14 protein-coding genes are annotated in these 21,918 nt (G+C 51.5%); 4 read left to right on the top strand and 10 right to left on the bottom strand.

From position 1 onward, the window contains the following. The 3 genes from ABRZ28_RS22090 to fusA all read right to left on the bottom strand — a co-directional run. Positions 1 to 4,583: SPM autocatalytic domain-containing protein (locus ABRZ28_RS22090; RefSeq protein ID WP_330521572.1), on the bottom strand; the 4,583-nt coding region annotated here is incomplete at its 3' end. A gap of 184 nt (positions 4,584 to 4,767) precedes the next feature. Next, the gene (locus tag ABRZ28_RS22095) at positions 4,768 to 5,370 is read right to left on the bottom strand and encodes a hypothetical protein (RefSeq protein ID WP_330521573.1); all 603 of its coding nucleotides are present in this window, start codon (positions 5,368 to 5,370) and stop codon (positions 4,768 to 4,770) included. 685 nt (positions 5,371 to 6,055) lie between these two features. Beyond that, the gene (gene fusA / locus ABRZ28_RS22100; RefSeq protein WP_319603929.1) at positions 6,056 to 8,158 is read right to left on the bottom strand and encodes an elongation factor G; all 2,103 of its coding nucleotides are present in this window, start codon (positions 8,156 to 8,158) and stop codon (positions 6,056 to 6,058) included. 474 nt (positions 8,159 to 8,632) lie between these two features. Between fusA and ABRZ28_RS22105 the strand changes: the two genes are divergently transcribed. Next, on the top strand, positions 8,633 to 10,174 hold the full coding sequence (locus tag ABRZ28_RS22105) for a carboxylesterase/lipase family protein (protein ID WP_330521574.1): 1,542 nt from the start codon (positions 8,633 to 8,635) through the stop codon (positions 10,172 to 10,174). Positions 10,175 to 10,224: 50 nt separating this feature from the next. Here the strand turns inward: ABRZ28_RS22105 and ABRZ28_RS22110 are convergent, their stop codons facing one another. The 5 genes from ABRZ28_RS22110 to ABRZ28_RS22130 form a co-directional block, all read right to left on the bottom strand. After that, on the bottom strand, positions 10,225 to 11,196 hold the full coding sequence (locus ABRZ28_RS22110) for an Rpn family recombination-promoting nuclease/putative transposase (protein WP_442878741.1): 972 nt from the start codon (positions 11,194 to 11,196) through the stop codon (positions 10,225 to 10,227). Positions 11,197 to 11,591: 395 nt separating this feature from the next. Continuing rightward, the gene (gene ygjG / locus ABRZ28_RS22115; protein ID WP_319603926.1) at positions 11,592 to 12,998 is read right to left on the bottom strand and encodes a putrescine aminotransferase; all 1,407 of its coding nucleotides are present in this window, start codon (positions 12,996 to 12,998) and stop codon (positions 11,592 to 11,594) included. Between the two features lie 365 nt (positions 12,999 to 13,363). Then, the gene (gene patD / locus ABRZ28_RS22120; RefSeq protein ID WP_330521576.1) at positions 13,364 to 14,788 is read right to left on the bottom strand and encodes an aminobutyraldehyde dehydrogenase; all 1,425 of its coding nucleotides are present in this window, start codon (positions 14,786 to 14,788) and stop codon (positions 13,364 to 13,366) included. Positions 14,789 to 14,959: 171 nt separating this feature from the next. Further along, positions 14,960 to 15,121 (bottom strand): hypothetical protein, encoded by a 162-nt coding sequence (locus ABRZ28_RS22125; protein WP_330521578.1) that lies wholly within the window; start codon positions 15,119 to 15,121, stop codon positions 14,960 to 14,962. Next, positions 15,114 to 15,329, bottom strand: coding sequence for a hypothetical protein (locus ABRZ28_RS22130; RefSeq protein WP_330521579.1), 216 nt, complete (start codon positions 15,327 to 15,329; stop codon positions 15,114 to 15,116). The genes ABRZ28_RS22125 and ABRZ28_RS22130 overlap by 8 nt, the downstream gene beginning before the upstream one ends. A gap of 767 nt (positions 15,330 to 16,096) precedes the next feature. Here ABRZ28_RS22130 and ABRZ28_RS22135 point away from each other — a divergent pair. The 3 genes from ABRZ28_RS22135 (at position 16,097) to ABRZ28_RS22145 (ending at position 18,894) form a co-directional block, all read left to right on the top strand. Further along, the gene (locus tag ABRZ28_RS22135; protein WP_319603923.1) at positions 16,097 to 17,437 is read left to right on the top strand and encodes an anaerobic C4-dicarboxylate transporter; all 1,341 of its coding nucleotides are present in this window, start codon (positions 16,097 to 16,099) and stop codon (positions 17,435 to 17,437) included. Between the two features lie 365 nt (positions 17,438 to 17,802). Further along, a complete protein-coding gene (locus ABRZ28_RS22140; RefSeq protein ID WP_330521581.1) occupies positions 17,803 to 18,423 on the top strand; it encodes a class I SAM-dependent methyltransferase in 621 nt (206 codons plus the stop codon). Positions 18,424 to 18,570: 147 nt separating this feature from the next. Beyond that, positions 18,571 to 18,894, top strand: coding sequence for a DMT family transporter (locus ABRZ28_RS22145; RefSeq protein WP_413556137.1), 324 nt, complete (start codon positions 18,571 to 18,573; stop codon positions 18,892 to 18,894). 73 nt (positions 18,895 to 18,967) lie between these two features. On the opposite strand, the gene gltP is transcribed toward ABRZ28_RS22145, so the two are convergent. Together gltP and cbl are read right to left on the bottom strand one after the other, a co-directional pair. Continuing rightward, on the bottom strand, positions 18,968 to 20,293 hold the full coding sequence (gene gltP / locus ABRZ28_RS22150; RefSeq protein WP_319603920.1) for a glutamate/aspartate:proton symporter GltP: 1,326 nt from the start codon (positions 20,291 to 20,293) through the stop codon (positions 18,968 to 18,970). A 467-nt stretch (positions 20,294 to 20,760) separates the two neighbouring features. After that, on the bottom strand, positions 20,761 to 21,714 hold the full coding sequence (gene cbl, locus ABRZ28_RS22155) for an HTH-type transcriptional regulator Cbl (protein WP_319603919.1): 954 nt from the start codon (positions 21,712 to 21,714) through the stop codon (positions 20,761 to 20,763). Between the last annotated feature and the right edge of the window lie 204 nt (positions 21,715 to 21,918).

Raw genomic sequence — 21,918 nt, forward strand, 5'->3', positions numbered from 1 at the left:
TCTTCCAGCAGCAGCCGGTCATCTTTGCCCGACCAGGCGCCCTTCTCTTCAATGGTGTCGTGGCCGTCGCCCCGGGCATAGTGATAGCGGTCATTGCCGTCCCCGCCGTTCAGATAATCGTCCCCCGCGCCGCCGCGCAGCCCATCCGCCACGTTAGAGCCGATCACCCGATCGTCGCCCGCCGTCTGCATCGACGCAATCGCCAGTTCCCGCAGCGTCTGCGCCGTCCAGATCGTGCCGTCGGCAAACGCCACGTTTTCCACCCCGCGCTCATAGTACGCGTCGTACTGCGCCTTCAGCCGCACCGAGCCGCCGTCGCCTGCATCTGCCGCACTCGCCGCGATATGCAGGATCACGTCATTGCCGTCGCGCGTCAGGCTCACCTGGTCGGCGTTGATACCGTCCAGCGACAGTCTGTCGTCCTTGCCCTCCCAGGTGCCTTCCTCGATGGTGTCGTGGCCGTCGCCCCGGGCATAGTGATAGCGGTCATTGCCATCCCCGCCGTTCAGATAATCATCCCCCGCGCCGCCGCGCAGCCCATCCGCCACGTTCGAGCCGATCACCCGATCGTCGCCCGCCGTCTGCATCGACGCAATCGCCAGTTCCCGCAGCGTCTGCGCCGTCCAGATCGTGCCGTCGGCAAACGCCACATTTTCCACCCCGCGCTCATAGTACGCGTCGTACTGCGCCTTCAGCCGCACCGAGCCGCCGTCGCCTGCATCTGCCGCACTCGCCGCAATATGCAGGATCACGTCATTGCCGTCACGCGTCAGGCTTACCTGGTCGGCGTTGATACCGTCCAGCGACAGTCTGTCGTCCTTGCCCTCCCAGGTGCCTTCCTCGATGGTATCGTCGCCGTCGCCCCGGGCATAGTGATAGCGATCATTGCCGTCCCCGCCGTTCAGGTAATCGTCCCCCGCGCCGCCGCGTAGCGTATCCGCCACGTTCGAGCCGATCACCCGATCGTCGCCCGCCGTCTGCATCGACGCGATCGCCAGTTCCCGCAGCGTCTGCGCCGTCCAGATCGCGCCGTCGGCAAACGCCACGTTTTCCACCCCGCGCTCATAGTTCGCGTCATATTGTGCTTTCAGCCGCACCGAGCCACCATCGTCCGCCCCCTCGGCGCTCTCCGCAATATGTAAAATCACGTCATTGCCGTCACGCGTCAGGTTTACCTGGTCGGCATTGATACCGTCCAGCACCAGCCGATCATTTTTGCCCGACCAACCGCCCTTCTCTTCAATGGTGTCGTGGCCGTCGCCCCGGGCATAATAATAGCGGTCATTGCCGTCCCCGCCGTTCAGGTAATCGTCCCCCGCGCCGCCGCGCAGCCCATCCGCCACGTTAGAGCCGATCACCCGATCGTCACCCGCCGTCTGCATCGACGCGATCGCCAGTTCCCGCAGCGTCTGCGCCGTCCAGATCGCGCCGTCGGCAAACGCCACATTCTCCACCCCGCGCTCATAGTACGCGTCATACTGCGCCTTCAGCCGCACCGAGCCGTCGTCGCCTGCATCTGCCGCACTCGCCGCAATATGCAGGATCACGTCATTGCCGTCGCGCGTCAGGCTCACCCGATCGGCGTTGATGTCTTCCAGCAGCAGCCGGTCATCTTTGCCCGACCAGGCGCCCTTCTCTTCAATGGTGTCGTGGCCGTCGCCCCGGGCATAGTGATAGCGGTCATTGCCGTCCCCGCCGTTCAGATAATCGTCCCCCGCGCCGCCGCGCAGCCCATCCGCCACGTTAGAGCCGATCACCCGATCGTCGCCCGCCGTCTGCATCGACGCAATCGCCAGTTCCCGCAGCGTCTGCGCCGTCCAGATCGCGCCGTCGGCAAACGCCACATTCTCCACCCCGCGCTCATAGTACGCGTCATACTGCGCCTTCAGCCGCACCGAGCCGCCGTCGCCTGCATCTGCCGCACTCGCCGCAATATGCAGGATCACGTCATTGCCGTCGCGCGTCAGGCTCACCCGATCGGCGTTGATGTCTTCCAGCAGCAGCCGGTCATCTTTGCCCGACCAGGCGCCCTTCTCTTCAATGGTGTCGTGGCCATCGCCCCGGGCATAGTGATAGCGGTCATTGCCGTCCCCGCCGTTCAGATAATCATCCCCCGTGCCGCCGCGCAGCGCATCCGCCACGTTAGAGCCGATCACCCGATCGTCGCCCGCCGTCTGCATCGACGCAATCGCCAGTTCCCGCAGCGTCTGCGCCGTCCAGATCGTGCCGTCGGCAAACGCCACATTCTCCACCCCGCGCTCATAGTACGCGTCATACTGCGCCTTCAGCCGCACCGAGCCGTCGTCGCCTGCATCTGCCGCACTCGCCGCAATATGCAGGATCACGTCATTGCCGTCGCGCGTCAGGCTCACCCGATCGGCGTTGATGTTTTCCAGCAGCAGCCGGTCATCTTTGCCCGACCAGGCGTCCTTCTCTTCAATGGTGTCGTGGCCGTCGCCCCGGGCATAGTGATAGCGGTCATTGCCGTCCCCCCCGTTCAGGTAGTCACCTCCCTTGCCGCCGTGCAGACTATCTCCGCCTTTTGCACCATACAATTTATCGTTTCCAGATAACCCATATAGCGCCCGCGCAGTATTGTCTGTCGCAGACAGCGTATCATCAGCATATCCACCGATATTTAATTCCAACTGTTCGGCAAGCGCGTTCAGAACAACATCAATATCATCCCCGGCACGATTGCCATTGCCTTGCAATGCATCCAGCACCGCCAGCGAATATTCGCTATCAACGCCTTTCAGGGACCGTCCCAATTCCGCGAGAGTGTCGATAGCCTTTTGCGGCTCTTCACTATAATCCGTCCGTAAAGCTGAAATAAGCTCCGAGACATCCCATACTATGCGCTGGTTCTCGACGCCAACTTTCAGATTATCCATCACATCAGATAAATGAGATTGCAGCATCAATTGGCCATATACGCTATCCAGCACTAATTTGTACGTCGATTCTAATTTCTCTGCCGCATTCGACATAGGATTGGGGTTACCATACTGACTGAATGCTTTACCTACAAATGCTTCCAACGCATATAACTTTTGTCCATCAATATATCTGCCACGGCTATCGGTTGCGTAGTTATTCGCTCCGCTCCAGACGCGCAAGATTTCATCCGCCAGCTTATAGCGTCCCTCACGATCGTCCATTTGCACGAATTGCTCAACCAACTGCTGCAAATTTCCATCCGTGCTACGCGCCATAGCCTGCCGCAAATCGCTCATATTCCCCGCGCCAACCACATCCGGCAGTTGGGCTATCGCTTCCGATACTTCAACTTCATTTTTATCCAGCGTACGTACAAAATTCACCTTGAACCACACATCCACCACATTAGCTACACTACCGTCCGTGCGGGTATAGCCTCCCTGTTGTAAGTGTTGGTTCCCTTGTTCGTCCGTATTCTTGATATTGCTGTATGCCAGATTGATCGATTTTACGCCCGCCTCGCCAAGCGAAAGCAATTCGCCAGAATCGGTAACGCCATCGCCATTTACATCTCGCCAAACCTGTAGCGTTTCAAACACTGCATCTTGCGAATCGATAACACCATCGTCGTTATGATCATATTCCGCCAGCGCCGTAAAACCGTTAGTGGCGTTTTTTCCGGTATCCGTAACGCTGTTGTTGCCGAACAATTCATTGCCATCATCTATCTGGCCGTTGGCGTTTTTATCCAGCACCAGTAGCCCGTCATCCTTTCCCACCCAGCCGGAAAATTCAGCAAAACCATTACCGTCATGATCAAAAAAGACTCCGTTATCGGACGTCTCAACCCCGTCGCCATCGAGATCAAAAATCAATGGACTGGACGTATTCTCCGCATTTCCCACCCCTTCACCTGCTTTACCAGGTACACCACCCTCAGCTCCCCTTTCTGGATTGGCCGATTTACTTGGCGCATTGGGATCATCCTCCCCAGGTAAAGGAATATCGCCCGCCCCGGGGATTGCCTCCCCCTCATCCCCTTCACCAGCATCCTTACTTAATTTATCCAACATGCTCTCTACCGCCTCGTTATAGGCGCTGCCAAACAGTTCACTGAATGACTGGAAACTTTCCCGTAGGCTGTCCATCATGCCCGATAGATCTATAGACGAGTCAGCCGCGACAGAAGCGATCGTCAATGCCGCGCCAGCCACCGTCAACGCTGCCGCAACCCCCAACAATGGAGCAGCGGCCCCCCCAACGGCAGCGACTCCCGCCGCCTTCGCCAACGTTAACGCGCTGGCCGCAGTGGAAATATTACTTAACGCGGAATAGACTGAACTGGTGGGTATGGAACCATCTTTATTATATTGTGTCCTCATATTAATAATATCGTTCATCAAACCTATTCCAGACAGCCCCACTCCACCAATGGGATATATTTTTCCTCCTATCGAGATAGTCGGCAATTGTTTGCCCAACATCTCCACCACCGACCCCGATGTCTGTGCCACACTTACAGCAGCATCTACTTTTTTTCCTTCAACGGCATTATCGATCACTGGTGCAGTGCTGGTATGTGCACTGACGTAGGACAGTACATTTCCGAAGCCGGAATCCAGTAACACTTTAGTTTTACTCATGATGAATTTCCTTATATTTTCAGCTATAAAATAAATCCCGCACGCAAGCTCACCACATATAAAATTAAAACCAACCACATTCATTACTGGCCTGTATTTACACCCTCCAATTAAAATATTGGGATAATTACCCTTAAACACAAAACAAAAATATCATTTAACCCTCACCCCCTCTTTTAACAGATCACTTATTTAAATAAAAATTTCCTTTTGTATAAAAAATTTCACATGAAACGATTAGAAAAATGAGAAATAAAACGTGAAAAAAAATAAATATCGGCGCATCACTTCCGTCAATCAGCATTAACTTTTCACTTTTAGAAAGACTTATTTTTTCATCACCATCAATGCGTAACCATATAAGTTTACGTTGTGAGTAAAAAAGGTATACAGGCTGATTGAACCAGCCAATCTCTGCATTTTTACCCGCCCAGTCATTTAGTAATTCATTTTTTATGCCACAACCAGAATGTCTACTTGCTACAGAAGACGCACATGAAAAATATTCAATAGTCCCATTGTTCTTCAACCCAATCTGTCTATCTCCTTTTGCCAATTTCTTAACAACTAATGCACCGCTGCTATAATAAACATCTTCTAATTTCGGCATCTGTGCTATCCAGGAATAATACAAGGGGATGATGCCTGTTGATAAAGAAAGTAATGAAACTAGCAAAATAAACACACGACCTTTCTTACTGAAGAAAGTTACTACCAGTTTACCGAACCGAACTACCCGCGCCATACCAACAGAAGATGAAATATTTTTATAGTCCAACCTATTCATGGAAAACGCCTCCATAAAATACGATACCCGTATTCACTATCCATAAATTCCTCCTTAAAAATAAATTGGAGCTATCTTATTAAGACTGTTTTACTCACCCAATTTTATCTACCCAGTATTCGCATCATCACATACGGCTTTTTCGCAATAGACTCACTGATGCCAATGTTTTCTGTAAGTATTATCACTACAAATAATTAGATATCGATTAATTAATTTTGATATCAATTTAAAACACTATCATTAGCATGATATTAATTTGAAATTTAATATATAAACATAGGACGCATCCTTGCGACATGAACATAAAAAAATACACTGTAAAAAATATCGTAATGAATCGATACTTTTAATTCAAAAATAGCAATATGTCAATTCCATATTCTAAAGAGATAAGACAAACCTTTACTCATCTTATCGAAATGATTATTTTTCACTGAAAAATTCACCACTCATAGTTATTATTGGAGTGATTAACGCATCATCATAATACCTACCGATAATAATAAAAGAAGAATATTACCATATTTTTCAATATCAAATCTGCTGGTAGTCATCCCTTGTCAGATGCCTGGTATATGTTTATAGATAAGCGATATTCCCACAGAGAAAGCTTTCTCCATGGGAACCGGGGGACTATCGATCAAGCTGTGACAGGTTTGCACGCTACCGGTAATATGCTCTGTTAACGTGAACGACGGGCCGCAATAATTTCCTCCGTCACATTGCGCGGCGCTTCCACATAGTGTTTAAACTCCATGGTGTAGGTGGCGCGCCCCTGCGACATCGAGCGCAGCGCGGTGGAATAGCCGAACATTTCAGATAGCGGCACCTCGGCGCGGATAATCCGTCCGGTGATCATCTCTTCCATCCCCTGCACCAGACCGCGGCGAGACGATAGGTCGCCCATGACGCTGCCGGCGTACTCTTCCGGCGTTTCAACCTCAACCTTCATGACCGGCTCCAGGATCACCGGATTGGCGCGTTTGACCGCCTCGCGGAAACCGAAAATCGCCGCCATCTTGAACGCCATTTCCGAAGAGTCCACTTCATGGTAAGAACCGAACGTCAGCGTAACTTTGACGTCGACAATCGGATACCCCGCCAGAACGCCGGTCATCATCGCTTCACGGACGCCCTTTTCCACCGACGGAATAAATTCTCGCGGCACCACCCCGCCCTTGGTCGCATCCTCAAACACAAAACCCTTGCCCGCTTCCTGCGGCTCCACCGTCAGCACCACATGCCCGTACTGACCTTTACCGCCGGACTGCCGGACAAACTTCCCTTCCACATCCGTCACTTTGCTGCGTATCGTTTCGCGGTAGGTCACCTGCGGCCTGCCGATATTGGCGTCCACCCCGAACTCACGCCTCATGCGATCGACGATGATCTCCAGATGCAGTTCCCCCATGCCGGAAATGATGGTCTGACCGGATTCCTCGTCGGTTTTCAGGCGGAATGAGGGATCTTCCGACGCCAGTCGTTGCAGCGCAATCCCCATTTTTTCCTGATCGGCTTTGGTTTTCGGCTCTATCGCCAGCGAAATCACCGGCTCAGGGAATTCCATGCGTTCCAGCGTCAGTATCGCATCCGGATCGCACAGGGTTTCCCCGGTGGTCACCTCCTTCAGACCGACGCAGGCGGCAATGTCCCCGGCTCGGATTTCATCCACCTCATGACGGGCATTGGCATGCATCTGGACGATACGTCCGATGCGCTCTTTCTTGCCCCTTACCGGGTTATACACGCTGTCGCCTTTTTTCAGCACGCCCGAATAGACCCGGATAAACGTCAGTTGGCCGACATAGGGATCGGTCATCAGCTTGAACGCCAGCGCCGCGAACTTATCGTTGTCGTCGGCATGACGCACCGCCACGTTGCCTTTTTCATCAGTCCCGCTGACCGGCGGAATATCCAGCGGCGACGGCATCAGCTCAATAATGGCGTCCAGCATGCGCTGCACCCCTTTATTTTTAAACGCGCTGCCGCACAGCATCGGCTGAATTTCACCGGCAATGGTGCGGATGCGCAGACCAAGCGTGATTTCCTCTTCGCTCAACGCCGCACCCTCCAGATACTTGGTCATCAATTCGTCAGACGCCTCCGCCGCCGCCGTGACCATTTTCTCCCGCCATTCCTGCGCCGTCGGCAACAGGTCATGCGGGATCGCCTCATAGCTAAAGGTCATGCCTTGGGAAGCTTCGTCCCAAATGATGGCGCGCATCTTGATCAGGTCGACCACGCCAATAAAATGCTCTTCGCTGCCAATGGGAATAACGATCGGCACCGGATTGGCTTTCAGCCGGTCAATCATCATCTGATAAACACGGAAATAGTTGGCGCCGGGGCGGTCCATTTTGTTGACGAACGCCAGACGCGGCACATGATATTTGTTGGCCTGGCGCCACACCGTCTCCGACTGGGGCTGTACGCCGCCGACAGAGTCATACACCATCACCGCGCCATCCAGCACACGCATGGATCGTTCCACTTCAATCGTGAAATCCACGTGTCCGGGCGTGTCGATAATATTGATCCGATGCTGAGGATAACGGCGATCCATCCCCTGCCAGAAACAGGTCACCGCCGCCGACGTAATGGTAATGCCGCGTTCCTGCTCCTGCGCCATCCAGTCGGTGGTCGCCGCGCCATCGTGGACTTCGCCCATTTTGTGACTGACCCCGGTATAAAACAGAATACGTTCCGTGGTGGTGGTTTTACCGGCATCGATATGGGCGGAAATGCCGATATTGCGATAGCGTTCAATGGGGGTTGTACGTGCCATATAACATCCTTAATTAGTTAAACTAATCCTGGGCTGGCAGTTGCCTGTCTGCGGCAGAACTCGGTAGAAATATCGATGAACAATATAGTCCAATTGTACGAGTATGCACGAACTATTACTGCAATCGGTTTTGCCTGATAACCCTCAGTCATGAAAAATGACGCTGCGTCCTACTACCTGATTATTACTGCCCGGAAAAATTTTGCCGCAAAGCGACGACCGTTTATTCCCGCACTCGCCCGCCCCGAAACGCTTCACGGCGCTGGCGTTGAACGTTAAATCCAATGATTTCAAAGGACATAGCGCCATTCCTGTGGTAAACGGAAGAATGAAAGCTGACTCACATATCCAGTCCCTCAATATTGTCACCTCCGGACATGCGCCCTATAAGTAGATTGACCGGGAATGACCGACCGAATAAATAAAGACGAACCTGTCTGACAAATTTTTGGGGCTAAAAAAGGACAAACATCGATGAATAAAACGCTCGCGATCGGGCTGATGATTATCTCTTCGCTCTGCCATGCCGCTCTTGCCGGCGGGCCCGAAGTTACGCTGGATAGCGGGCGTATCATCGGCACCACCACGCAGGGCGTCGATGCTTTCAAAGGCATTCCCTTTGCCGCGCCGCCGGTCGGCGAACTACGCTGGCAACCGCCGCAGCCGGTTGCGCGCTGGACGGACGTGCGTCCGGCGAGCGCATACGGTAAAGATTGCATGCAGGAGCCTTTTCCCGGCGATGCCGCTCCGCTTGGCGTCGGATTCAGCGAGGATTGCCTGACGGTTAACGTGTGGCGCCCCGTCAACGCGCATGGACCACTGCCGGTGATGGTGTGGATCTATGGCGGCGGTTTCGTCAACGGCGGTTCATCACCCAGCGTCTATGCCGGTGAAGCGTTTGCACGACAGGGCGTGGTATTCGTCAGCTTCAACTATCGCGTCGGCCGTTTTGGTTTCTTCGCCCATCCCGCCTTGGCCGACCAGCCGCTGCGCGGCAATTACGGCCTGATGGATCAGATTGCGGCGCTGAAATGGGTGCAAAAAAATATCGCTCAATTTAAGGGGGATGCGCAAAACATCACGCTGTTCGGTGAATCCGCCGGCGGGTTCGCCATCCATTCGCTGCTCACCACCGATTTGGCGCAAGGGCTGTTTCACAAGGCTATTATTCAATCGGGCGGCGGCAGACATAATCTGACGATCGCTCAAGACTGGGCCAAAGCGGAGCAAGCCGGGCTGGCGTTTGCGCAAGCCAATGGCATCCGCGGGGAAAAAGAACACGCGCTGGCGGCGTTACGCAGCATTCCGGCGGACAAGGTGGTCAACGGCCTGAATATGGCGACGATGACGTCAGCGGATTACTCCGGCCCGATGATCGACGGCAAACTGATCGGCGGCGAACCACAGGATCTTTATCGCCAGGGGGCATTTCAGCGCGTACCGCTGATAATTGGCGCAACCGACGCCGATGTCGGCTTTCCTCCCAGGGTGGAAACCCTGGATGAGGCGGTGGCGGTTTTTGCCGCAGCCGATCGCCGACAAGCCAGGCTGGCTTATCGGGACATGACGCCTCAGGCGGTCGCTCAGGCGATTGCCAGCGATACGCTGATGGTTGAGCCTGCGCGTTTTGTCGCCCGCATCTGGGATAAGGCCGGGATTCCGGTATGGCAGTATCGTTTTGGCTATGTCGCGGACAGTATGCGCGCGCAATGGCCGGCCGCGGTGCATGCCAGCGAGATCCCTTATGTGTTTAATACGCTGACCGCGCGCTACGGAGATCGGGTCACGGCAAAGGATCGCGCCGTCGCCCGGCAAATGCAGCAGTACTGGGTGAATTTTGCCCGTACCGGTCGGCCGGATAGCGCCAATCTGCCGGCATGGGAGCGCTATCGCCAGAAACAAGACAACATTCTGATCGTTCCGGCCAACGGCGCGGAACACATCATAGAACAGGCCGACCCGTGGAAAAATCGCCTGGATAGGGTGGAAAAGCTGGCGCAACCTGAGTCGCATTAACGTTATCGCGGTAAGGCGTCGCACTGCGCCAGGAAAAATCGTTTCCCTGATTAAATGTCAGGATCGAATGGAGCCTTACCGGATAACTGCGCCATCTCTTCATCCGAAAGCCGGGTAATCTGCTGAATTTTTTCTCTGTCCATACCGCTTTGCAGCAATTGGCGAGCGATGTGGCAAGCACTGACTTTCATGCCTTTTTCTATGCCTTTTTCTATGCCGCGCTTTTCTCCCTGCTTCAGCCCTTGCTGGATACCTTTCTCAAAACCAATCTTCTCAAGCTGTTGTGCAATCGTCATGATCTCTTCCTTATCCGCGGATAGCGCGTCAGTCACGGTATCGATAAACTTTGCCGGTCTGGAGGTATTGCCAGTCTGCGCAATATAAAACAACAGCGCCCGTTTCTGCGCCAGCGGCACCTGCCAGCGTTCAAATAATAACCCGATATCCCGCGCCAGTTCCAGCATATCCCTGGTACGAATATGCTTCTGAACCAACTCCAGCAACGCCGCGCGTCGATGCGTTTTAATTTCCTCATCCGGCATGACGGTCAGATCTATCAGCGGGAATGCGTCGCCGTAAATTTGTGCGGCCAACTGCGGATTATCAAAACCATCCAGCCAGCGCAGACTATAGGGATAAGGAGAGCGTTTACCGTGATAAAACAGTAACGGCACCACCAGCGGTAATTGTTTATGTCCCTGTTCCAGATGCTGCTGCATCGCCGCCAGGCAGTAGCGCAACAAGCGAAATGCCATGAGTTTTTCCGGCCTGCTCTGGTGTTCAATAAGGCAATAAATATAGCCTTTCCCCGCGGAGGTATGCAGTGAGTAGAGCACATCCGATACCCTTGAACGCAGCTTGTCATCAATAAATGACGCAGGCTCCAACCGCAATGTGGCGAAATCGCAACGTTCCCTGATGTCCGGCGGTAAATGGATCGACAGGAAATCCCGTGCGACATCAATATCACCGAGAAACTGTTTAAATATCGCATCATGTGTTTGCATACCCGCCCTCGCCATCCCTGAGTCCTTGCCCGAGATAGTAGCGGACTGACGACGGGCTAATAGCTGACAGTTGGGAAACTGGAATGCGACGCGAAAGAAAAACGCTGGCGAACGATAACGGCCTCCAGCTAAGCCGGTCTCTTAGTCACATATACTGTTAACGGTATATGTGAGCTCAGCGCTATTTCGTGCGCCAGAAGGCCGTCATTTCTTACGCCGACGAAAAGCAAAAAAACAAAGAACCAAGAATGAACCCAAGACCAGAATAAACATGGCCTCTAGAGGTTCCTTGGATTTATGTATAAGAAACAGAGCTAAGCAGGGGATTCTGTATGCAAAAAGCCAGTCGGCGTCTGGCTGACTGGCTTTTTGAATGGCATAAGAAAAGGCTGAATATCCGTATCGCTATCTTATTCGACGGCGAATTCCTTGATGTTATTCTCTTCCTGCATCATCGCCTTTAAATTTTTCAACACTTCTCCCGCCTCTTTCAACACCCGAACGCACTGTTCATGGGTAATGGTAAGCGGCGGTTCAATGCGAACGGATTTAGCGTTATTCAGGGTCCCCGCGACCAGAATGTTGCGATGGAAAAGTTCTTTCGCGAACGCATAACCAATCTCGTTTTTCTTGAACTCGATAGCCTGCAACAAACCAAGACCACGAACTTCGGCAATCAATTCCGGGTAGCCGGCGGCCAACTGCTTCAGTCCTTTCAGCAAGAAAGCGCCTTGCTGCGCGGCTTTTTCAGGTAAGTTATCGGTCAACAGGACATTGATGGTCGCCAGCGCCGCCGAACAAGCCAGCGGATTGCCGCCAAAGGTTGTGGTGTGCAGGAACGGATTTTCAAACAGTACGGAGAAGACCTCTTCCGTCGCCACCGTCGCGCCGATGGGCATCACTCCGCCGCCCAACGCTTTAGCCAGACAAAGAATATCGGGCTGAACGCCATAATGCTCACAGGCAAACATCTTGCCCGTCCGCCCCATGCCGGTCTGCACTTCGTCCAGAATCAGCAATGCCCCAACCTCATCACATAATGCTCTGACTGCAGGTAAGTAATTATCCGGTGGCACAATTACGCCGCCTTCCCCTTGAATGGGTTCAAGGATGATGGCGGCAACGTCATCTCCGGTCTTCTGGCATTGATGAACCTGCTTCCTCATAGCGCTGATATCGCCAAAAGGAACATGGTGAAAACCAGGAATCAACGGCATGAAAGGACGACGAAACTCAGCCTTGGCGGTAGCGGACAGCGCACCGAGCGACTTACCGTGAAACGCGCCCGACGCGGCGATAAACGTATATTTACCGCGTTTGGACTGATAAGCCTTGGCCAGTTTCAGCGCCGCTTCAACCGATTCCGTTCCGCTGTTGCTGAAAAAACTGTATTTAAGATTGCCCGGCGTTAATGCCGCCAGCGTTTTAGCCAACATGGCCCGTAGCGGGTCGAGAAGTTCCTGACTATGCAGCGGTTGCTTGGCAAGCTGCTGCTCTACCGCGGCGATAACGGTGGGATTGCGGTGACCAACGCTGAAGATGCCAAAGCCGCCCAGACAGTCCAGATATTCATTTCCCTGGGTATCGACTAACGTATTCGGGCCGCTGGCGCGCCATTCAACCGCGCCATACTCGCCCCCGGAGGTGACGGATTTTCTGTATTCAAGAAAACCTGGATTGACGTATTCACGAAAAGAAGTTAGAACATCGCGATTTAATGCCGCCACCTCATCGGTGGTTAAGTTTTCGCTTTTAATCCAATGCAATGCCTGCTGAGTACACTCTAGCGGGTTGAGGTTTGACGTTGATCTGGACAAAATGCGCTCCTTTATAACTGATATCACGCGATATCAGTTTAATTAATGCACATAACACGCCAGTAAGCAGCCCCGAAAGCTAATAAAAGATTAAAACCTGATATGGCTTACAAAAGCGAAATAAAAAGACAAATAAAAATTAACCATCAGAATTAAAAGCTAATAGAGGGCTTGTTTTTAGAAAATAAACCGATAAACACCCTTTATTTGCACCACAAAAGCTCACATCGCCCCACAATAGTGCAATCACACCATCAGGATGCAGCGTTCGCGCGCGGGAAATATAAGCAGGCGGGGAAGACTGACTCACGCCGCATTACCGCGGTGAAAACGCAGGTCATGCGGCGTTGTACGCTCAGACGGGACTAATGTCGGATCATGATATGGCGAACAAGGGTGTAATCCTCCAGGCCGTATATCGACATATCTTTTCCGTAGCCGGATAGTTTCTGTCCGCCGTGCGGCATTTCACTGACCAGCATAAAATGGGTATTCACCCAGGTGCAGCCATATTGCAAGTTGGCCGCCAGACGATGCGCACGGCCGATATCCCTGGTCCAGACGGATGACGCCAGCCCATAGTTGGAATCATTAGCCCAACCAATCACCTGCTCTTCGTCATCGAACGGGGTGATGGAAACCACCGGACCAAAAACCTCTTTCTGGACGATCTCATCTTCCTGACGGGCGCCGGCCAGCACGGTCGGCTGGAAATAATACCCTTTTCCTTCTCTTTTCTCACCGCCCGTTACCACGGTGATATGCGCCTGCGCGCGGGCTCTTTCGACAAAACCAGCGACCCTTGCCAATTGCGCTTCGGTAATCAACGGTCCCAGTTCGGTGTTTTCATCCATCGGATCGCCCATATTCAGCGTAGACGCCGCCTTACCCAGTTCAGTCACGACCCGATCATAAACGCCGCGCTGGACATAAAGGCGACAGGCGGCGGTACAGTCCTGACCGGCGTTATAAAAACCAAAACTACGAATGCCGTCAACCACTTGTTCGATATCCGCGTCGTCAAAAACGATGACCGGCGCTTTACCGCCCAGCTCCATATGCGTGCGTTTAACGCTGGATGCCGTGTTGGAAATAATATTCACGCCCGTGGCGATCGACCCGGTCAGGGAGACCATGCGCACCTTTTCGTGGCCGGTAAGCGCGTTGCCCACGCCGGCGCCGTTGCCGAACAGGATATTCAGTACGCCGGCAGGCAGAATATCCGCCAGCAAATGGGCCAGGTAAAGGGCGGTCAAAGGCGTTTGTTCCGCCGGCTTCAGCACTACGCAGTTACCGGCGGCCAGCGCCGGCGCCAGTTTCCAGGACACCATCATCAATGGGTAGTTCCACGGGGCGATAGACGCCACCACGCCGACCGGATCGCGCCGGATCATTGAGGTATGCCCCTCAAGGTATTCGCCCGCCGCCGAACCGCTCAGACAACGCGCCGCGCCGGCGAAAAACCGGAACACATCGGCAACGGCCGGTATTTCGTCATTCAGCACCGCATGATAGGGTTTACCGCAGTTAAGGGATTCCAGTCGGGCAAACTCCGCGGCATGTTCCTCGATCACATCGGCAATTTTTAATAATAAGGCGGCGCGATCTTTGGGCGTCGTTTTTCCCCACTGCGCGAATGCCGCATCGGCGGCTTTCACCGCGGCATCAACCTGATGTAGGTCGGCCTGCGCTATCAATGCGATTTGCTCTCCATTTGCGGGATTAAAAACCGCCAGCACGTCCCCCTGACCCGCAACTTGTTTACCATCTATGAGCAATTTATCGTGCATAACACTTCCCTTATAAACAGAAAATCAGTGGTTTTTTACGCGTTACTGGTTCTTCACTTATAAAAGACACATGCAAAATATCGGCCACTTTACGCTGTATAAAATACCCGCGGCTCGTCAGTTAATATCAACAACGCGACCTTTCGTTCATCATGAGACGGTGCGGTATCGCTAACGTTTCTGTTCAGCCTCTTTTTTCGCGTCCGTCACCGCCTTTTTCGCCTTTTCAGCCAACGCGGCCACCTCTTCTTCGGTCAGCTTATCCGCCGCCTCACGCATTTTCGCCAGCCCTTCGCTGACAGTGGCATCTTTTTTGGGATCGGATTTAGTCATGTTTGATTTCCTGATAGACAATGGATTGAGGAATGTTCAGATAAGTGTAGTCCATCGCCGCCGCAAACCGCGCCGAAGGCAGTTTGCCGCCGGAAATCAGACGGCGGGCAACGATAACAGACGGAGATTCACGCGCCTGACAGATTAGAATAATCAGCCCTACGCAATCAAAACGATGCTCTATCGACTCGCCAGCTATTTTAACCATGACTAAGCGATGCCTGTAAAAAATAGCCCCTTTCATTTTTTCAAGTTACGGTGCCGGTTGTCCATGCCTCGTTTTATACCAATCTAATTCCCTCATAGATTTTATACGCCAATAAAAACTTAGCGCCAAATCGACATAAGCAATTTTATTTTTAAACTAATGCAACCGGCAATTCAGATCGGTTTATTTTCAAAATCCCATTTTTAAAAAAAGAAAATCTCGGCTTGGAAAACATCATTAGATAAAAACAGCTTAAAATAACCTGGTCATTATCATTAATTGGAATATTGAAAAAAAACGATAATTGACATTTTCGCCCGGCAAACAGCCCTTTCATCTAAAATAAAAAATCAAATAAAAATCAATAAACTAAAAAAAATCAACCACAAAAAAATGCTTAACCTCAAAAAAATAAAGGTTATTTATCAAAAAAATAAAACCGAGCAAGTCATAACAGAGAACCAACCAACAACAAAAAAATAACAATGGAGTGATAGATTTTTAATATTTAAAACCCTGTTCAATCTGAATATAATGCATTGATTTTCAATTCATATTAAAAAACTAAAGTCATAATTAAAAAACTAAATAAAGCAAAGGGAAGTGATTATTGAGAGCTAGTTCTTCTATTTTGAATAAAATACTGAAAGATAAAAAATAGTAGACTCAGATCAAAAAAATAAAGCGCAAACGCCCCATATAGTACCCGTGACGAAGGTAAGACAACTTTATTAATTAACCCGTCACTTCGAGCAATGGGGTATATAATGGATTTTATCATTCAATTAGTCATTGTCCTGATCTGCCTTTTTTATGGGGCAAGAAAAGGTGGGATAGCTCTGGGATTATTAGGCGGTATCGGGCTCGTTATTCTGGTATTTGTATTCAAGCTCCAGCCAGGCAGACCGCCTATTGACGTTATGCTGGTCATCATCGCTGTGGTGGCGGCATCGGCTACGCTTCAGGCCTCAGGCGGTCTGGATGTGATGTTGCAGATCGCTGAGCGTCTGCTGCGGCGTAATCCCAGATATGTTTCGATTATCGCGCCGTTCGTTACCTGTATCTTGACCATCCTGTGCGGTACCGGCCATGTGGTTTATACCATCCTGCCGATTATTTACGATGTCGCCATCAAGAATAATATCCGTCCGGAAAGACCCATGGCCGCCAGCTCCATCGGCGCGCAGATGGGGGTTATCGCCAGTCCGGTATCGGTAGCCGTTGTGTCGCTGGTGGCGATGCTGGCTAACTTTACCTTCCACGGCAAACACCTGGAGTTCCTCGACCTGCTGTCGATTACCATTCCGTCTACCTTGTTGGGTATTCTGGCCATTGGTATCTTTAGCTGGTTCCGCGGTAAAGATTTGGATAAGGATCCGGAGTTTCAGAAATTTATCTCTGTTCCGGAAAACAAGGAATATGTGTATGGCGATACCGCGACGCTGCTGGACAAAAAACTGCCGCGCAGCAACTGGGTCGCCATGTGGATCTTTTTGACCGCCATTGCCGCCGTCGCCATTCTGGGCGCGGTATCCGAATTGCGTCCGCATTTCGGCGGTAAGCCCTTATCCATGGTGCTGGTTATTCAGATGTTTATGCTGTTGGCTGGCGCAATCATCATTATCGCCACCAAAACCAACGCGGCTTCCATCTCGAAAAACGAGGTGTTCCGCTCCGGTATGATCGCCATCGTCGCCGTTTATGGGGTTGCCTGGATGGCGGAAACCATGTTCGGCGCGCATCTGGAAGAGATTAAATCCACGCTGGGTACGCTGGTATCACAGTACCCGTGGGCCTACGCGATTATTCTGCTGCTGGTGTCGAAATTCGTTAACTCTCAGGCCGCCGCTTTAGCCGCTATTGTGCCGATTGCATTGGCGATCGGCATCAACCCGGCTTATATCGTCGCCTCCGCGCCCGCTTGTTACGGTTACTACATTCTGCCGACCTACCCAAGCGACCTGGCCGCCATTCAGTTCGACCGCTCAGGTACAACAAAAATCGGCCGTTTTGTTATTAACCACAGCTTCATCCTGCCGGGCTTAATCGGGGTGTTTACATCCTGTGTATTCGGCTGGGTGTTTGCCGGTTTGTACGGCTTCCTCTAATTACCACTTCTGTATGACAAGACCGTTCGGAAAACCGGACGGTCTTTTGTTTTACTTGATTAGGAACAGAATGCTTACATTTCCTCTAATAATCATTTATCTCCAAAAATAAGTGATTACACTCATTCTCCATTTGCCTATTCCCTTTCACATGACCGATCTATAAACGGCTTATTATCTTGCTCCCATTACCTATAGCAGGGTGACTTTTCCCTACGTGCGGCGTTTAATGATCTAAGCGGCGATAATATTCGCAATCGCGACAGCCGCAATAATCCAGAGCAATGTAATTACCCAGTGAAATTTATTTTTAATAAAAATAATGATGATTAGTCTTATTATCAGAAGACAACAAGGGGGAATAGATGACGAATCCGTGGCAAAAGGTTTCCTTGTCCGATTATGAATCACATATGCAACTGCCGGACGTTGGGCAGCTACAGGCGTTGAACAACATTATGCGCCACCAGTTCAATGATTTTCCTGTAAAAACATTATGTATACTTGGCGTGGCCGGCGGTAACGGACTGGAACATATTGACGGCAAGTCGATTGAAAAAGCGTATGGCGTGGATATCAACGAAGACTACCTGAAAAACTGCCGGCAGCGTTATCGCCATATGGGCGATACGCTGAGGCTGTTAAACCTCGATCTGACCCGGCCGGACACACAGCTCCCCGCGGTGGATTTAGTTGTCGCCAATCTGCTTATTGAATATATCGGATTAGAGGTATTTTGCGCCAGGTTGCAAAATCATCCAGCCCAATATGTCTCCTGCGTGATTCAAAAAAATAACGACGATGGTTTTGTATCCACATCACCCTATCAGGATGCCTTCGTTGATATCTCACAGGTGTATCATCAGATCAATGAAGAAACCACCACTGCCGCCATGGCGGCGATCGGCTTTTCATTAAAAGCGAAAGCTATTACGGTATTACCGAATCGGAAACAGCTGATAACGTTGGATTTCCAGCGCCGGTAAGCCCGCCCGGCGGGCAGATGGAAGACATTGCCCGCCCGGATGGTTGATGAGAGAATGTCTGCCGCAGTTTCCCGGCGAGTTGAGCCGCAGTGAAACAAAGTCGGTTATTTTGCAAAATGGTGGTAAAAAAATATGAGTAATGGAGGCATGATTTTTCTTGCCGTAGCCATTGTGATGGAAGTGATTGCAACGACCTGTCTGAAAGCGTCGGAGGGTTTTAGCCGTTTGTTGCCCAGTATCATCACCGTTGTCTGTTATGGACTCTCATTCTGGTGCCTTTCCATCACCATGAAGACGTTACCGATAGGGATAATTTATGCTATCTGGTCTGGCGTCGGTATTGTACTCATCGGCGCCGTCGGGTGGTTGTTCTACGGTCAGAAACTGGATTTACCCGCACTCATCGGTTTAGGCATGATTATCGGCGGCGTTGTGGTGGTAAACGTTTTTTCATCCTCGGTCAGCCACTAGGCGAAGCGAGACAATCACCCCGGGAGGCGTAATACGCCAACCTCATCCCGGGGGCTCTATATAACTCCGGCGTTTAAAAACCTTCCTTTTGTTGCACGGGTTCGCTGCCGACGTGTCTTAACTCGCGCTCATATTGCCGCGCTTTTTTCTCGTCGAACTGCCCTTCCCATTTGGCAATCACCAGCACCGCCAGCGCATTGCCGACCACGTTCAGCGCGGTGCGCGCCATATCCAGAATACGGTCCACGCCGGCGATAAACGCCAGACCTTCCAACGGGATCCCCACGCTGCCCAGCGTCGCCAGCAGCACAACGAAGGAGACGCCCGGCACGCCGGCAATCCCTTTCGAGGTCAGCATCAGAGTCACGACCAGCACGATTTCCTGCCCGATCGACAACTCGATGCCATACAGTTGCGCGATAAAGATCGCCGCAATACTCTGATAAAGCGTGGAACCATCCAGATTGAACGAATAGCCGGTCGGCACGACAAAGCTGGTGATCGATTTCGGCGCGCCGTAGGCTTCCATCTTCTCAATGATGCTCGGCAACACCGTTTCTGAGCTGGCGGTGGAATAAGCGAGGATCAGTTCATCTTTCAGGATGCGAATCAGCGTGATAACGCGCAGTTTGCACACACGGGCAATCGCGCCCAGCACCACCAGGGCAAAAAACAGTATTGCGACGTAGACCAGCACAACCAGTTTCGCCAGCGGTAATAATGAGGCGAAACCAAAATTGGCCACCGTAACGGAAATCAGGGCAAATACGCCGACAGGCGCATAACGCATGATCATGTGCGTAACTTTGAACATGCTCTCCGAAACGCCGCGAAACACCTTCAGCAGCGGCTCACGGTGCTCTTTTGGCAAAGAAGAGAGCCCCAGGCCAAACAATACCGAGAAGAAAATGATCGGTAGCATCTCCCCATTGACCATGGCGGAAAAAATGTTCGATGGGATTAAGGACAACACGGTGCCAACCAGGCTATGGGAACCATTTTGCACATGTTCGGTGGTTTTCTCATATTGAGAAATATCAACAGCCGTCAGGATCGACATGTCAATCCCCGCGCCCGGTTGAAACACGTTCGCTAACGTAATCCCCAATATAATGGCCAGCGTGGTGACAATTTCAAAATAGATAATGGTCTTAAAACCAAGCCGTCCTAACTTCTTGGCATCACCGACACCGGCAATCCCCACAATCAGCGTCGCGATAACAATCGGCACGACGATCATCTTAATCAGCCGGATAAAAATATCGCCGGCAGGGCTGAGAATATTGCTGACAAGCCATTGCCGGTTTTCAGGTTGATCGTGCAATACCGCGCCAAGCGCGATACCCAGGATTAACGCAATAAGAATTTGCCAGGCCAGGCTGATTTTCTGTATTTTCATAGAGCTCTTCCTTTCAAAACTCCTCGCCGGGAACGAACGACGATAGCGCAAATTTCAGCTCAAATTGAGCCGTAAAGTAAGCGTGGAGGTGACGAATATCGGGTATGTTTGATGGGCGGCAGGCGAAAGTTTTCTCGATGCCAGTACACAAGGATGAATCACATAGTTATTCAATAAAAGCGCACAAGTATTTGTATCTAAAAACAAAACACCAAACATATGTTATTGTTATGCCGAGGGATGCTACTATCCCGCCACGGTGAGATCAAGTGGATTGTTCATAAGCAAAGCCATAATTATGCTAATGGAATGCATTTGCGCGACGATTTGGTCGCGGTAGAAAACAAGCGTGAAAAAGCGCGACCAGCCAGAAATGTTCTGGCTGGTTAATCAGTTATCTTAACGGATTGCGGGGGATACCCATGCGATATCCTGCAAGAGGCCGGGGGAAGAAACAGGCGGAAAAATTAAATCTGGAAATCGATAACGCTCTCATCATTCTCTGCAAATACCCGCTCTTTAATCTCCGCCTGCGACAGCTCGGTGTTACATAGCTGGATAAATTTCCAGGCGTAGTTACGTTGTAACTGATTCTTTTTTAATCCCAGCCAGACGGTATTCGCCTCAAACAGATGTTCAGCGCTCAGGCGCACCAGCCCTTTGTCCCGAACCGGATCGTAAGCCTTATCGGCCAAAATCCCGACTCCGAGTCCCAACTCCACATAGGTTTTGATGACATCCGAATCCTGGGCGGTCAGCGTAATGTCCGGCTCCATCCCCACCGCCTGGAAGGCGTGATCCACGCGGGAGCGTCCGGTAATGCCCTGACGATAGGTAATCAACGGCACGGCGTTAAGCATATCCAGCGTCACAATCTGTTCCCGAGCCAGCGGATGCGCCTCCGGCACCACGATCGCATGGTGCCAGCGGTAATAAGGAAAAGCCGCCAGCGAGGGATCGTTCATCAGCCGTTCGCTGGCAATGCCGATATCGGCTTCCCCTGAATGCAGCATGGCGACGATTTCATCCGGCGTTCCCTGATTCAGCACCAGACGCACCTGAGGATAAAGTTCACGAAACGCCATAATCACTTGAGGCAGACTGTAACGAGCCTGAGTATGAGTGGTGGCGATCACCAGTTGCCCGGTATCATTGTTGGTGAACACATTCGCCAGACGGCGAATGGTGCTGGCGTCATTCAGGATCCTGTCGGCCACCGTCAACAACGCTTTACCTGGTTCCGTCATTCCCAGCAAACGTTTACCGCGTCGGACAAAAATTTCAATCCCCAACTCCTCTTCCAGCTCGCGGATATGACGACTCACGCCGGATTGGGAAGTAAACAGGCTATTCGCCACCTCGGTCAGGTTGTAATTGCACCGCGCTGATTCACGAATAATCTTCAATTGCTGGAAATTCACCTTGCACTCCATCACCATTGCCCGAAACATGTAATAGAGATACGAAGGAATAATACCCAGGACAAATAAGTAAATGGATTTGTTTATATTTTTTTATACTAAAGCCATCTCCCAAATGCATTTCCAACGGTAACTCAGCGCCATCAACAATAAAAACACATCAAATTCAATTAATTAAAAATACAACACAAAGACAATGGTTTT

Origin of the sequence: Brenneria sp. g21c3 (genome assembly GCF_040240345.1) — a bacterium.
Taxonomy (GTDB): Bacteria; Pseudomonadota; Gammaproteobacteria; order Enterobacterales; family Enterobacteriaceae; genus Brenneria.

Coding starts and splice junctions, on each gene's coding strand:
- ABRZ28_RS22145 (WP_413556137.1), top strand. CDS start 18,571: ATGATTTTTCTTGCCGTAGCCATTGTGATGGAAGTGATTGCAACGACC.
- ABRZ28_RS22130 (WP_330521579.1), bottom strand. CDS start 15,329: ATGGTTAAAATAGCTGGCGAGTCGATAGAGCATCGTTTTGATTGCGTA.
- ABRZ28_RS22140 (WP_330521581.1), top strand. CDS start 17,803: ATGACGAATCCGTGGCAAAAGGTTTCCTTGTCCGATTATGAATCACAT.
- ABRZ28_RS22105 (WP_330521574.1), top strand. CDS start 8,633: ATGAATAAAACGCTCGCGATCGGGCTGATGATTATCTCTTCGCTCTGC.
- patD (WP_330521576.1), bottom strand. CDS start 14,788: ATGCACGATAAATTGCTCATAGATGGTAAACAAGTTGCGGGTCAGGGG.
- gltP (WP_319603920.1), bottom strand. CDS start 20,293: ATGAAAATACAGAAAATCAGCCTGGCCTGGCAAATTCTTATTGCGTTA.
- fusA (WP_319603929.1), bottom strand. CDS start 8,158: ATGGCACGTACAACCCCCATTGAACGCTATCGCAATATCGGCATTTCC.
- ABRZ28_RS22125 (WP_330521578.1), bottom strand. CDS start 15,121: ATGACTAAATCCGATCCCAAAAAAGATGCCACTGTCAGCGAAGGGCTG.
- ABRZ28_RS22095 (WP_330521573.1), bottom strand. CDS start 5,370: ATGAATAGGTTGGACTATAAAAATATTTCATCTTCTGTTGGTATGGCG.
- ABRZ28_RS22110 (WP_442878741.1), bottom strand. CDS start 11,196: ATGGCGAGGGCGGGTATGCAAACACATGATGCGATATTTAAACAGTTT.
- ABRZ28_RS22135 (WP_319603923.1), top strand. CDS start 16,097: ATGGATTTTATCATTCAATTAGTCATTGTCCTGATCTGCCTTTTTTAT.